This window comes from Sphingobacterium sp. B29 (genome assembly GCF_001952815.1).
GTDB classification, from domain to species: Bacteria; Bacteroidota; Bacteroidia; order Sphingobacteriales; family Sphingobacteriaceae; genus Sphingobacterium; species Sphingobacterium siyangense.
The window spans coordinates 5,288,446-5,303,655 of record NZ_CP019158.1; the positions used below are offsets into that span (position 1 = coordinate 5,288,446).

10 protein-coding genes are annotated in these 15,210 nt (G+C 42.0%); 2 read left to right on the top strand and 8 right to left on the bottom strand.

Annotation, left to right across the window (positions count from 1 at the left end; all coding sequences use genetic code 11):
* Positions 1–110 precede the first annotated feature (110 nt).
* Positions 111–2,405 carry a TonB-dependent receptor gene (locus tag BV902_RS22665; RefSeq protein ID WP_075993899.1) on the top strand — a complete coding sequence of 765 codons (2,295 nt, stop codon included), beginning with the start codon at positions 111–113 and terminating at the stop codon, positions 2,403–2,405.
* A 98-nt stretch (positions 2,406–2,503) separates the two neighbouring features.
* On the opposite strand, the gene BV902_RS22670 is transcribed toward BV902_RS22665, so the two are convergent.
* Together BV902_RS22670 and BV902_RS22675 are read right to left on the bottom strand one after the other, a co-directional pair.
* On the bottom strand, positions 2,504–3,058 hold the full coding sequence (locus BV902_RS22670) for a ferritin (RefSeq protein ID WP_075994939.1): 555 nt from the start codon (positions 3,056–3,058) through the stop codon (positions 2,504–2,506).
* A gap of 260 nt (positions 3,059–3,318) precedes the next feature.
* Entirely contained in the window at positions 3,319–3,975 is a 657-nt protein-coding gene (locus BV902_RS22675) for a tetratricopeptide repeat protein (protein WP_075993900.1), read from the bottom strand.
* A gap of 342 nt (positions 3,976–4,317) precedes the next feature.
* Here BV902_RS22675 and lon point away from each other — a divergent pair, with 342 nt between their 5' ends.
* Complete coding sequence (gene lon, locus BV902_RS22685; RefSeq protein WP_075993902.1) at positions 4,318–6,795, top strand: endopeptidase La; 2,478 nt, start codon at positions 4,318–4,320, stop codon at positions 6,793–6,795.
* A gap of 75 nt (positions 6,796–6,870) precedes the next feature.
* On the opposite strand, the gene BV902_RS28790 is transcribed toward lon, so the two are convergent.
* The 6 genes from BV902_RS28790 to BV902_RS22715 all read right to left on the bottom strand — a co-directional run bounded on the left by BV902_RS28790 (position 6,871) and on the right by BV902_RS22715 (position 15,114).
* On the bottom strand, positions 6,871–6,981 hold the full coding sequence (locus tag BV902_RS28790; RefSeq protein WP_083295844.1) for an IS3 family transposase: 111 nt from the start codon (positions 6,979–6,981) through the stop codon (positions 6,871–6,873).
* Between the two features lie 99 nt (positions 6,982–7,080).
* Entirely contained in the window at positions 7,081–8,343 is a 1,263-nt protein-coding gene (dctA, locus tag BV902_RS22695) for a C4-dicarboxylate transporter DctA (RefSeq protein WP_075993903.1), read from the bottom strand.
* A 132-nt stretch (positions 8,344–8,475) separates the two neighbouring features.
* Positions 8,476–10,386, bottom strand: a complete 1,911-nt coding sequence (locus BV902_RS22700; RefSeq protein WP_070563684.1) for a class II glutamine amidotransferase — start codon at positions 10,384–10,386, stop codon at positions 8,476–8,478.
* A 120-nt stretch (positions 10,387–10,506) separates the two neighbouring features.
* The gene (locus tag BV902_RS22705) at positions 10,507–12,384 is read right to left on the bottom strand and encodes an Nramp family divalent metal transporter (RefSeq protein WP_075993904.1); all 1,878 of its coding nucleotides are present in this window, start codon (positions 12,382–12,384) and stop codon (positions 10,507–10,509) included.
* Between the two features lie 84 nt (positions 12,385–12,468).
* Positions 12,469–13,116, bottom strand: coding sequence for a 2'-5' RNA ligase family protein (locus BV902_RS22710; RefSeq protein ID WP_075993905.1), 648 nt, complete (start codon positions 13,114–13,116; stop codon positions 12,469–12,471).
* Between the two features lie 42 nt (positions 13,117–13,158).
* A complete protein-coding gene (locus tag BV902_RS22715; RefSeq protein ID WP_075993906.1) occupies positions 13,159–15,114 on the bottom strand; it encodes a gamma-glutamyltransferase family protein in 1,956 nt (651 codons plus the stop codon).
* Between the last annotated feature and the right edge of the window lie 96 nt (positions 15,115–15,210).

A 15,210-nucleotide genomic window follows, 5' to 3' on the forward strand; every position in this document is an offset into this window, starting at 1 on the left:
AACGACTTCATAAAAGTTTTTAGGACTCGACAATCTCAAGAATTCATACGATGAGTTATTGGGCTGCTGTTATCCTTGATGTTATATATACGTAAAAATTATTCGTACAAATGAAACTTAAAATTATAGGCTGCATTTTTATGCTTGTCTCCTATTTCTCCATATTTCCGGCCCTTGCCGCAACAATCAGCGGTAAAGTAACGGATGCAAAAACAAATCTTCCCATTGCCGGTGCTACAATATCTCTGCAACAGCTTCGTTCGAGCACTGCATCAGACCAACAAGGTCAGTATAGCTTTAAATCACTTCCTTCAAGTGGACGCTACCTAGTTGAGGTCCGTTTCTTGGGCTATCAGTCCGTTGTCAAGACCGTCGATTTAACTTCAGAAAATCTTTCCCTTGATTTCGCCCTAACCGAAAGTATTATTGAAACCAATGAAGTCGTCGTTACAGGTACATTGGTCACTTCGCAGAGCCGGCGTAACAGTACCTCGGTTGCTGTAATCTCCAAAGATGAACTGCAGGGAAATGCGACGAATCTTATTGATGCTCTTGCCCGACAAGTTCCCGGACTAAGCCAGATCACAACGGGACAAGGCATTTCAAAACCTGTTATACGGGGACTCGGTTATAATCGTGTCGTCACGGTGAGCGATGGTGTCAAACAGATGGGACAGCAATGGGGCGACGAACATGGTATTGAAATCGACCAAAATCAACCGGATCGTGTGGAGGTCCTACGTGGTGCAGCCTCTTTGATGTACGGATCTGATGCTATTGGCGGTGTAATCAATGTGCTTGAACCAAATGTTCCTACAGCTGGGCAAATTAAAGGTGAAGTATTGAGCAGCTACTCCACCAATAACGGACTAACCAATAGTTCGGTTATGCTTACCGGTAATGAAAATGGCTTCGTATGGCGTGGGCGTGGTTCTTATCAAAACGCCTATTCTTATAATACGCCCGCAGGCCGATATGGCAATAGTGGTTTTAATACCAGTAATTTCAGTGGTATGCTCGGGCTAAACAAGCAATGGGGCTACTCTCATCTGAATTTTTCATACCTGAAAAATAATATCGGCTTTTACGACGCCGAACCTGGTGACCCACTTTACATAAACTCAAAAAGCCGGACCTTAGATTTCCCCAAGCAGGACATCCGCCATTACAAACTGGCCCTCAACAATAACTTTGTCATCGGTTCCGGTACTTTAAAACTTGATCTGGGCTATCAAAAAAATCAACGTCGGGAGCTCGAAGAAGCAACACCTTCTTTATTCTTTGACCTGAATACATATTCACTTGACGCAAAATATTCTTTAAGTGAAAAAAATGGCTGGCAACATGTCTTTGGTATTAGTGCTAGCCAGGAACACAGTTTAAATAAAGGTGTTGAATTCTTAATTCCGGCCTATGATCAGTTGGAATTGGGCGCTTTTGGCTATGCAAAGAAAACCTGGGGCGAAAACACCTTTAACGTCGGATTACGCTATGACTACGTCAACAACAAAGGCAAGCAGCTCTTTATTGAAGACGAAGAGCAGTTCGCTGGTTTTAAAAATAGTTTCAGCAATGTTAGTGGAGCACTTGGATATACCCATATTTTCAGCGAAGACCTCAATTTTAAAGCAAATGCCGGTTCGGCTTTTAGAGCTCCTAATCCGGCAGAATTAGGTTCCAACGGTGTACACGAAGGAACGTACCGCTATGAAGTGGGTAATGAAAACCTGAAACCTGAACGAAGTTACCAAGCGGATGCAACCCTCGAATTTGGACATAGCATCGTTACAGGAAGTATCGGAATCTATGAAAACTATATCCACAATTTTATCTATGCCTCAACAACAAAAGGTGACACGAAAACCGTTGTGGGTGAAGATGGCGATTCTCATACCTACGACGTATATCGCTATGGCCAGGTAAACGCCAATCTTTACGGTGTCGAAGGAAGCCTAAATTTTCATTTGTTAAACTGGATACACCTGGATAATACATTTAGCTATACCCATGCACAGAACAATACCTTTAACAGACCCTTGGCATTGATTCCAGCTGGTGTTGTACACAATACATTGCGTCTTGAGCCCAAGATTAGCGGTTTGAATGCTTTCTACGTTTCTGTGGGGCTAGACAATTATTTCAAACAGAGCCGCATTGATGAAACCTTCGAAACGCCAGCAAACTCGTATACTTTATTGAACGCAGGAATCGGTACGACATTACATCTCGGATCGCAGCAACTGAAAGTATTTGCAGCAGCTTCAAACTTGACCAACAAACGTTATTACGATGCGTTGAGCCGATTGCGCCCAGGACGTCTTTCACAGGAAGACACGAGCTTTGGTGTCTACAATATGGGTAGAAACATCACCTTCGGTGTGTATCTGCCATTGAGCATAAAGTAAATTAAGCCTGATAATAAATGATCGTGAGATCGATTAAGATTAGTACATGGCAAAATAGAAAAGCGGGATCTTGAAGATCCCGCTTTTTTATTTTATACTTATTTGGGGTCATCTGCTGTCGCTTCCCTTGCCAAGGCTACTTCGTCGGGCATGGCTTCCAGGGAGGAATCCAACGCAAATAAGGATTCATCTGAAGCGCGGTCACCACCAGCGATTTTCAGTTTATCAATCAATTCCAATGCTAACTTCTCTTCCTCGATCTGCTCCTTAACAAACCACTGTGCAAAGTTCCATGTTGCCCAGTCCTTCTCCGCCATCGCTAAATTGACAATGTTATAGATCGCTTCGGTATTATCGACTTCATGTTTAAAAACGCGATTAAAGCATTCGGTCAGCGATTGCGGGTCCGCTGGCGGCTCTGCAATAGCTTGTATTCTGGGGCGGCCACCTCTTTCCAGAATATAACCCATAATTTTAGTCATGTGATTACGCTCTTCCTGGGCATGTCTATACAGAAAATTGGCGATTCCGCCATAACCCTGATCATCTGCCCATACCCCCAACGCCAAATAAATCTGTGCAGCTTCAGCCTCTTTTGTCATCTGACTGATTAAAATTTGCTGCATTTCCTTTGACAATCGATTCGTTTCCATAATATTCATTTTGATTTAGGAAAAGAACAGTTTCAGTGCTTATTTCGTTTGAAATTTATCGAAGAAAAACTGCCGAAAATTCGCCCCTTTAAATGAAACTGGACCTCATTTGTGACAGGCATATTCCAACCGTTACATTCCAACAAGTATATTTCAACCGGCACAAATCAATAGTTATAAAATCAATAGGTACAAAATTAATAAGCATAGAAAAAGGGAATACCATTGGCATTCCCTTTTTCTATGCTTTTATAGCGATACTATTTCAAGTTATCTCTATATACTTTCGCTTTTTTGATTTCTGTTTGGATATCTTTTTTCGATGCATCAAAGCTCAACACTTTTTCGTAATCCTTGATTGCATTGTTATAAGCGTCAGTTGCCATTGCCTTATTGTAGTTAGGCGTACCCTCCGTTCCGATCAAGATACCTAAATCGCGATTAGCGATCGCTCTATTTTGATAGAATTTCGAATCAGTCGGCGTAATGGCAATTGCTTTTGAATAATCCTCAATAGCAACTTTCAACAACTGCTCTTTGTTAGCAACAGATGTCTTATTTGTGGATTGAGTAGCAAGATTGTTTGTTGCTTTCGCTTTGAAGTATAAAGCATTTGCATTTTTACCGTTCAATGCAACTACTTTTCCAAAAGTTTCAGCTGATTTTTTATAGTCACCATTTTGAAATTGAGAATATCCCAACATATATAATACGTCCGGATCTTTCCCTTCCTGAGGGAGGGCTTTAGTCAAGTATGACTCTGCATTCTTGAAATCACCATCCAAAAGAGCTTTCTGCCCCATTCTCACATTAGCGTTGCTATGCTCAGCCTGTTTAGGTTGTTGTGCATTCGCGCTAAAAGCAACTAAAGCAAAAACCCCAGTAAACAAACCCAATTTAAATGATTTTAAATTCATATCTAAATAGTTACGTTTTTATATTCACTCTTTAATGATCACTTGTGATCGTTTCTACATCTGTAAAAAAGCATCCGATTGATTTCTTTAAACTTAAAAACTGCCATCGGCGCCCTTTCACATTCCAATATTACAATTATTATGCCTATTTCTCCAACAAATGGCAGATAAATTTTATTTAACCTGCCTTTTTTTCCTATTCTAGAAAATAGATTTGTAATTTTGCTCACTTTTAGCAATTGGCACTTCCCTTGCAATATAGGGGAAACAATAATAGAAGCTTAAAATTTGAAAGTCAGCCGTCAACATGTCAGCGACTGCCAAATACACAAAATAAATACTATGAGCAAATTCGAAACTTTTGATTTCAGTCAAGCAATTCCAATCGTTGCAGAGGATACCGAATTCTTCCCCCTACTTACACAAGAGGATGAAGATAATATGGCGAATGCTGAAATTCCAGAAGCATTGTCTATTTTGCCTTTGCGTAATACCGTATTATTTCCCGGTGTTGTCATTCCGATTACCGTAGGTCGAGATAAATCCATCAAACTGGTCAAAGAAGCCTATAAAGGCAGCAAAACCATCGGTGTTGTTTCTCAAAAGGACATGACTGTAGAGGACCCAGGATTTGAAGAACTAAATAAAGTGGGCACCGTAGCTCATATCATTAAAGTCCTCCAAATGCCTGATGGTAATACCACCGTCATCATCCAGGGAAAACAACGGTTCAACTTGTTGGAAATTGTCGAAACTGAACCTTATTTAAAGGCACGTGTGGAGAAATTCAATGAAGCGAAGCCGAAGATGACCAAGCACTTTAAAGCGACAATTTCTACCTTAAAAGAAATGGCACTGCAGATCATCCAGCTTTCGCCAAACTTACCTAGTGAAGCTGGTATCGCGATTAAAAATATTGAAAGCCCTTCGTTTCTGATCAACTTTATTTCGTCGAATATCAATGTCGAAATGGTCAGAAAACAGGAACTACTTCAAATACCTAAAGTAGAGAATCGTGCCAAACTTTTATTGGAGCTCCTGACGACAGAAATCCAGATGCTGGAACTAAAGCACCAGATCCAGAATAAAGTACGTGTCGACCTTGACAAGCAACAACGTGATTATTTCTTGAACCAACAGCTCAAAACAATCCAGGAAGAGCTGGGTGGAAACACGCCTGATCTTGAGCTGGAAGAGCTTAAAAAACGGGGTAAGAAAAAGAAATGGAGTGTTGATGTCGAAAAACATTTCACAAAAGAACTCGAAAAGCTATCGCGTATCAATCCTGCGGCTGCAGATTATTCGGTACAGCTCAATTACCTTGAGCTACTACTTGATCTACCCTGGAATGAAACAACAAAAGACAATTTTGATTTAAACAAAGCACAAAAAGTGCTCGATAAAGATCATTATGGGCTTGAGAAAGTAAAAAAACGTATCATTGAATACCTTGCTGTATTGAAATTAAAAAATGATATGAAAGCACCTATTCTTTGTTTAGTAGGCCCTCCGGGAGTCGGTAAGACCTCTTTGGGAAGATCTATTGCCAAAGCATTGGGGCGTAAATATACCCGTATGGCCTTGGGTGGTGTGCGCGATGAAGCAGAAATCAGAGGACACCGCAAAACCTATATCGGCGCAATGCCGGGCCGTATCATCCAGTCCCTGAAAAAAGCAGGAGCCGCAAATCCGGTTTTTATTTTGGACGAAATCGATAAAATGAGCGCGGATTTCAAAGGGGATCCTTCGTCGGCCTTATTGGAGGTATTAGATCCGGAACAAAACACACATTTCTATGATCACTATGTCGAAATGGAGTTTGACCTTTCCAAAGTGATGTTTATTGCGACGGCCAATTCTTTGAGCGCTATTCAACCAGCGTTATTGGATCGGATGGAAATTATCGAAGTGAATGGTTATACCATCGAGGAGAAAATCGAAATCGCGAAAAAACACCTTTTGCCAAAACAACGCGAAATGCATGGAATGGCTGCCAAAGATGTCTCGTTAAAAGCTAAGATCATCGAACAGATTATCGAGGATTACACACGTGAATCTGGTGTCCGCGGATTAGAAAAAAAGATCGGCTCCGTGGTACGTGGTATTGCAACACGCATTGTCATGGAAAAGGATTACAGTCCGAGTATCAACGAACAGGATCTACTCGATATCCTGGGGGCTCCAATATTTGATAAGGACATCTACGAAAATAACAATGTTGCCGGTGTCGTAACGGGTTTGGCCTGGACTTCCGTAGGTGGCGATATCCTATTTATAGAATCTTCGCTGAGCCCAGGAAAAGGACGTTTGAGCCTGACAGGTAATTTGGGTGATGTCATGAAAGAATCTGCGTCGATAGCTTTAGCCTACCTGAAAGCCCATGCTTCGGATTTCGGCATTAATTACCGCGTTTTCGACCATTGGGATATCCATATCCATGTTCCTGCGGGTGCCATTCCAAAAGATGGTCCTTCAGCTGGTATAACCATGCTCACAGCACTGACATCGCTATTTACCCAACGTAAAGTGAAAGAGAAATTAGCCATGACAGGTGAAATTACCTTACGTGGAAAAGTATTGCCTGTTGGTGGTATTAAGGAGAAAATCCTTGCCGCAAAACGTGCGAACATCAAAGATATTATCCTTTGTAAATCCAATGAAAAAGACATTTTGGAAATCAAGGAAGATTATATCAAAGACATGCAGTTCCACTATGTGACTGAAATGTCGCAGGTGATCAAACTCGCCCTATTGGAAGAAAAAGTAACTGGTGCCATCGATCTGACACAAGATTTAGAAAATACCAAAAAAGAGAATTAATAGATCCCCGAAAGGTCTTGAATAGAAATGGGCTATCCAAAATTGGACTGCCCCCAAAAGATTGGACAAATTTAGTTAATTAGATTTGTAATAATGAGCTCGATATTCTGTCGGGCTCATTCCATTTAAATTTAGTTTTATCCGTTGATTATTGTAATAGGAGATATAATCTTCTATTTCGCTCACAGAACCTTATCAGCTATTCTTAAACGGTTTGAGCTGACTTTTCAAACATTTTCTTTGTTGGAGCCAAGCTTCTTTTATCATAGCTTTTGATTGCGGATATCATCGCTTAGAACCTAACTTTTCATGTAGGAGCTCCTCGTCCAAACTATCTTCATATTTTGAAATCACCAGCGTTGCCGCTGAATTTCCGATCAAATTGGTTATCGCCCTTGCTTCACTCATAAAACGATCCACACCAAAGATCAAAGCGACAGATTCTACCGGTACATGGCCAACTACAGGCAAAGTCGCAGCAAGGGTAACGAAACCACTTCCTGTTACGCCTGCAGCACCTTTGGAGGTCAATAGCAATACCAGCAATAAGGTAATTTCCTGCTCCAGACTGAGATGCATATTGAGGGCCTGCGAAATAAAGACCGCTGCCATAGTCAGATAGATACTTGTCCCATCCAGATTGAAAGAATAACCCGTGGGGATCACTAAACCCACAACAGGTTTAGCACAGCCCGCATCTTCCATCTTCTGCATAATGCCCGGCAACGCCGACTCGGATGAGGAAGTCCCCAAAACGATTAAAATCTCTTCTTTGATATATTTTAAAAACTTAAAAACATTCACCTTGAGATAAAAATACAATACGGCCCCAATCACGATGATCACGAAGATAAAACAGGTCAGGTAGAAGCTCAACATCAGCATACCGAGTTTAGATAAGGCCTGGATTCCAAACTTACCGATCGTAAAACCCATTGCTCCCATTGCCCCGATTGGAGCCAGGTACATGATCATTTTGATAATGGAGAAGAGAACCTTCAGAAAAGATTGCAATACATTGAGCACAGGCTCAGAAGCTTTCTGCCCTATTTTTGTCATACCGATCCCAAATAGCACTGCAAAAACGAGTACCTGCAACATGTTGTCCGACGCTACCGCAGCTATCACATTACCTGGAATGATCCCGATGATAAAATCCATAAAACTATGTGGCTCTTTGGATTCTGAAATATAATGAGATACCGAAGATACATCAAGACTAGCTGGATCGGCGTTCATGCCAGTACCCGGCTGTATCCAATTAACAAAGACCAAACCGATAATCAGGGCAATCGTTGTCATGATCTCGAAATAGATAATGGAGGTTAAACCGATTTTCCCCACTTTTTTTGTATCCTGCATGCCCGCTATCCCGATCACAATGGAGCTAAAAATCAATGGCGCAATAACCATCTTGATCAGTTTAATAAAAGCATCTCCTAATGGTTTTAGCTTAACAGCAAAATCGGGGTAATAGATACCACAGATGATCCCCATAAGTATACCCACGATGACTTGAAAATAGAGGCTCTTAAAAATATGCTTCATGATAGATTTATTTACGGACAGTAATTTCCCTTGCTTTAATCGGTTTTTTAATTTAGGATATTGAAATTAATTGGTACGAATATAAAAAAAAAGGGATGCATAAATGCATCCCTTCCTATTATAATTTTGAACTTAGCTGCTGAAATATGCTCTTACATTCTTTCCTTCAATCCAGTTCATATAAGCTTTATTGACAACCTTGTTTCCACCAGGTGTTGGGTAATCACCGGAGAAATACCAATCACCCTTATGATCTGGACAAGCTTTGTGTAAATTATCCAAAGTCTGATAAACTACTTCAAGCTCTGCTTTCAGGTGGTGAGGTCTTACGATTCGGGCGATTTCTTCCGAGATCTCTTCATCAGTAAAAGGTGCGTAGATCGCTTTGACATAATTATCGATATCATTAACATCCTGAGTCATTGATAACACACATTTTTGATAAACTTCATCGATAATATGTGCCATACCACGTTGTTTTAGGAGATTAATTGCGGCTTCGAAAGCGACAAACTCACCCATACGTGACATATCGATACCATAACAATCTGGGTAACGGATCTGAGGCGCAGATGAAACAATCACGATTTTTTTCGGATTCAAACGATCCAGGATCGTTAAAATACTTTGTTTCAATGTTGTTCCCCTAACAATCGAGTCATCAATGGCAACGATCGTATCTTCGTGATCCTTTACAATACCGTAAGTTGTATCGTATACGTGCTGTACCATGTCTGTACGGTCCGCATCTTGCGTAATGAACGTACGTAGTTTAGCGTCCTTCACGTTAAGTTTTTCAAAACGAGGTTTAATACTCAAGATCTCATCCAATTCTTCATCAGAAATTTTTTCTGAGCGATTCAATAAAGTATCTTTTTGAAAATCCCGAACATAGGTATTGATACCATCCATTAAGCCATAGTAAGATACTTCAGCTGTATTTGGAATAAACGAGAATACGGTATTTTTGATATTATTTTTAACAGATTCCAATACCTGAGGTACCAGTAATCTACCCAATTCTTTACGTTCTTGATAGATATCAGCATCTGATCCACGTGAGAAGTAAATACGCTCGAAAGAACAAGAACGTTGTTCTACGGGTTGTCTAAACATCTCTTGGGATACTGTACCATCTTTTTTGGCGATCAGGGCATGGCCTGGTTTAATTTCCTTCACAGCACCAATTGGAATATTGAATGCAGTTTGGATAACCGGTCTTTCCGATGCTACAACCAGGATTTCCTCATCCTGATAATAAAACGCCGGACGGATACCCGCTGGATCGCGCATAACAAAAGCATCACCATGACCAAAGATACCTGCGATGGTGTAACCGCCATCCCAAGTTTTGGCCGAACGCTTCAATATTTTGGTAACATCAATATTTTTAGCAATCAGCGAGCTGATCTCAATATTAGAATGACCTTCTTTTTTGAATTGATCGAAAAGATCTTGGTTCTCATCATCTAAGAAATGGCCAATTTTTTCCAAAACGGTTACGGTGTCCGCTTTTTCCTTTGGATGTTGTCCCAACTCATATAACTGTTGCAACAATTCGTCCACATTGGTCATGTTGAAGTTACCCGCTACCACCAAATTACGAGACATCCAATTGTTTTGTCTTAAAAATGGGTGACAGCTTTCGATGCTGTTCTTTCCATGCGTTCCATAGCGCAAATGTCCTAAAAGTACTTCTCCCGTAAAACTTACGTTATCTTTTAACCATTGCGTATCTTTTGACTCCTCCGGAAATGCTTTCTGAACAGAAGCAAATTTTTTCTGTACATATTCGAATATGTCTGCCACAGCAGTTGAGCCCATTGCTCTGTAACGCGAAATGTAACGATTTCCAGGTTTTACATCAAATTTAATGGTTGCAATTCCAGCCCCGTCTTGTCCACGGTTATGCTGTTTTTCCATTAATAGGTACAATTTGTTGATGCCATAAAATGGCGTACCATATTTTTCCTGATAATAAGATAAGGGTTTTAACAGGCGAATTAGTGCGATTCCGCACTCGTGTTTAATAGCGTCGCTCATATCTTGATTTGATGTCGCAAAAATAAGAATTATTTAGCACTTAGCGATCGCTCCGCTCACTTTTTCAGCAATAAAATTACAGTGAATAGACAGAGGCTCTTTCGAATAGCTCCTTAAGGCCTATTGGGCGATAAAAACAGGGACTTTCACCGCATGTCGCAGCTTGTTAACGGTCTCACCAAAAACAAAATCCTTCACACCACTGTGCCCATGGCTTCCAACAACCAGCAGATCGGCACCGTATTTTTCACATACTTCTGCAATACTCTTGATCCGGTTATTGTATCCCAGTTCATATTCAGTTTGATGTCCTTGCGACAATAGAAAATCAGCATACAATTTCAGCCGTTCCAAATCCTGACGCGATTCGTAATCATCCGTCGACTCCCCGGTATATTTCACCGATGCACTCTCAACAATATGTACAACGACAAAGGTCGTGTCGTCATGCGACAACTGTAAAGCATATTGGATTACTTTCTGATCTGAATTTGAGAAATCTAACGCAATCACAACTTTCTTAAAAGAGCCCTTATGTTCAAAATGCAATGCCTCAAATGGTGGGTGAACCTCCAGCTCCGTTGGTTTCGATTTGAGTAAAATGGGGTATAATACAGTCATGATAAGCAAGACGAATAAGCCCATCGCCCCCATCAGCAATAATACCGTTACCACAATATTATCGGCTTCACCAATCCAGCCGACCACTTCGTCGTAGACCAATTTAAAATTCAAAACAGCGATAATGGCCGCTATCAGCCAGGCCGCAATTTTTGTTAGCGGTTTAATGGCAAAAGAACCCATCTTGACTTTATCGCTCACAAAATGGATCAACGGTATGACGGCAAAAGCGAGCTGCATACTCAAGATCACCTGACTAAAGATCAGCAGCTGTCCAACGCGACCTTCACCCGAAATAAGTATCACCAATACAGCCGGGATAATCGCCAAAAGCCGGGTTATAATCCTTCGCAAAGTCGGACTAATCCGCAATCGAAGGTATCCCTCCATCACAATCTGACCGGCTAGGGTTCCCGTCACCGTTGAGCTCTGTCCGGCAAGAATCAAGGCAACAGCAAACAATTTTGAGGCCCATTCCGTTCCAAGAAGATTGCCCAATAGGTGATAAGCATCTTCAAGTTCGGCAACGTCATGCATACCGTTTTTATGAAAAACAGAGGCTGCAAGAATCAATATCGCGGCATTTACCAAAAAGGCCAGGTTCAAAGCAATGGCGCTATCCCAAAAGTTATACTTGAGCGATTTTCGGATCGAAACCTCATTCCGGTCAATCTTCCGTGTCTGCACAAGAGCCGAGTGCAAATATAGATTATGTGGCATGACGGTTGCACCTATAATGCCTATAGCAATATATAGTGCGGCACTATTCGGGATACTGGGTATAAACCCAGTGGCCACCTCGGCAAAATCCGGTTTCGCCAAAAACATTTCTACCATGAAACACATGCCGATAAGCGCAATCAGGCCAATGATAAAAAGTTCCATTTTCCGCATCCCCAGCTTCTGAAGATAGAGCAATAAGAAGGTATCTGCAAAACTGATCATTACCCCCCAGAGCAGATCAATGCCGAAAAGGAGGTTAAGACCGATTGCCATACCCAAAACCTCCGCCAGGTCACAGGCTGCTATTGCAATTTCAGCAAGTACATAGAGCACAAAATTCATTCGTTTAGGATAGGTCTCCCTGTTACACTGCGCAAGGTCTTTACCGCGTACAATACCTAGACGGGCACATAGATTCTGTAGCACTAGCGCCATGATATTACTCATCAACAGCACCCAAATCAGGGTGTACCCAAATTGGCTTCCTCCAGCAAGATCGGTAGCCCAGTTACCCGGATCCATATACCCCACACTAATGAGATAAGCCGGACCAAAGAAACTAAGTATCTTCTTAAATTTGGATTTCCCTTGATTGACATCTACACTTTCATGGATATCAGATAGGGATTTATGATGAGATTCGTCGTAATGCATAAAGTACTATAAGTGCAATATCGTCTATTGTCGGCCTTAAAGATAAAAAGCTTTACATTATTAGGCAATTAAACCGCGATATTATTAGAATTTAAATGCCAGCTGGCCAGAATTTTCCTTTGATTGGTTGCCAAATTGGATGAAATCGATGATCTCGTACTGCCCTAAATCAGGTTTAAACTGCCGCACATGAACGCCCTTGCACATAAAGCTCAGGTCGACAGACCGCAACTGTTCTTTTGCAATTTCAAGCTGTTCTGGTTCCAGACGTCGTCCAATCGAAATATGGGGTTCGTCGCTAATCTCGATCAAATCAAACTCCGCTAAAGTTTGAACAACCTTTCGCGCCCGGTCCTTGAGATAACTCCGGGCATGTACAGTCGGTGCAATATAGTACGCACCACCGGCGAATGATGAAAAATGATCAAAATAAACATACTGACTCCGCTCATAGACCAAAGTCTCCTGCAAAGCCTCAATAGCCATTGTCAGTTTACTCCCATCTGCTTCAAAAGCACATATCGTTACATGGGCTTTGGAATTGCAACTGGGATACCAGCCTTTGTTTTTGTCGGGAAACAGTTCGGCTAACGATGCACGTAGTCGCCGTTTTAAGCCATCTACCAAGACAATACCAGCTTCATCAGGCTGAAAAACAAACGAATATTTATTGACACTACCCTCCATAACAAAAATCAGTTTCCGATCAGTAGGTAAGATAACAAATACCATGGAGATAACAAAACCAAAACCCAGCAGCAAGCTAATGAGACACTACCACCCGATGCCATAGTCCTCCCCATTGTTGCTGCTGCCACCCCAAAGTGTATGGTGCTGCTGGTCGAAATAAATAGCATTTATAGGTCCACTGGTACGATCACCGAGCTGTATGCTATACCCCATTTTCTTTAATTGTTCAATAATTGCTGGTGCTGTATTTTTATCCAATAGAAGGCTACCTGAGCGCGGTTTTCGATCATCGGTCTTCGTTCCTCCCAGCGATAGCCAAAGCTGGTTACTGTTGATATTGGCCGCCTCGCTGGCTTGTTGTGGCGTCATACCAAACTCGACCATATTCAAGAAAAACTGCAATAGGTTTTGATCCTGTGTATCTCCTCCCTGCACAGCAAAAGAAAGGTAAGGTTTTCCGTTTTTCAAAGCCATCGAAGGCGTAAGCGTTACACGCGGTCTTTTCCCCGGCTCGACCACATTGAACGGGTTAATCAACGAATCTAAGACAAAACTCTGCAAACGTTGGCTCATGCCCACCCCGGTATTCCCGGCGATACAGGCAGGGAGCCAACCACCACTCGGTGTGATCGAAACAACCCAACCTTCTTCATCCGCAGCTTCAACGCTTGTGGTTCCCCGCAATAAACGGTCGACATAAGCACTATCCACCGTTAAAGATGCCAAAAAAGCTGTTTTTGGCAATTCCGTTAGCGACGAACTTGAGCGTGCGTCATGTTTAGGAACAAAATCATTTTTCAGCTCCGTATGTGGCGTAAACTCTTTCTTACGCTGCTCCAGTAACGAAAGATACGGATTCTGCTTACCTTCGTAGGGATAAGGGTCTCCGGGAAGTACATTTGGGTTATTTTGCTTAAGATCAATGGTTGCGGCCCTCGCCTTGGCATAGGACTCATGTAAAAGACCTTGAATAGGTGTCTTAGGTTTACCGTAAGGATCACCGTAATAAAAATCCCGATCGGCAAAGGCCAAGTTCATAACTTGATAGAGTGTATGGATATAGGGAGCCGAATTATAACCCATTGCCTTTAGATCGAAGTTTTTCAGCAACTGCAAACTCTGCAGCATGGCCGGTCCCTGTGTCCATTCTTGTAATTTATACACATCTATGCCCTTATAATTGACATGCAATGGTTCCTCCTCAATAGGTTTCCAATTGGCTAGGTCTGCTTTCGTGATTAAGCCTCCTTGCTCCTTACTGCCACGGACAAATTCATCTGCAATATCGCCGGTGTAAAACCGATCATAAGCAGCCATGATTGCAGCCTTTCGATCTTTACCCGCTGCAAGAGCCTGCTTTTCGGCCTCTATCAATTTGGATAGGGTCTTATGCAGATCCTGCTGTACAAAAACCTCTCCGGCTTCGGGAGCTTCCCAGGATTTACCATCATGTACTAAAAACACCTTTTTACTGTATGGCCATTCTTTAATGCGCTCTTTGCCACGTTCAATACTCGTTGCAGTTTGCGCATCAATCGGGTACCCTGCAGCCATTTCAAGAGCAGGAGCTAATACTTCTGCTAGACTTTTCGTTCCATAATGAGCCAACATATAGCACAAACCGCCGGGTGTACCCGGTGTGACAGCAGCAAGGGGACCATATTCTGGTGGAAATTCGTAGCCCTTTGATCTAAAAAAATCGACTGTCGCTCCACTGGGTGCTACCCCCAAGGCATTTATCGCAATGACCTTCTTTAGTTTCGGATGATAAATTAAGGCCTGCGTCTCTCCGCCCCAACTCAGTACATCCCACATCGTACAGGTTGCTGCGAGCATTGCACAAGCAGCGTCCACCGCATTTCCCCCTTGTTGGAATAGCTGGGCACCCGCTGTTGCCGCCAAGGGTTTGCCCGTAATAGCCATCCAATGTTTTCCATGTAAAGGTGGTTTCTGTGTACGCTGAGCGGAACTCATCATCGGCGTACAGGTAGTGAGCAATCCAAACAGCGTCATCAGTAGCAAGGGGGATCTTCTTTTCATAGCAGCAATCTTTCGTTAAGCAATCTTTCGTTAAGCAATGGTTTTAGTAAAACAAGATAGGTATTTTTAAAACAAACAAAAAACTCCCATCAACCG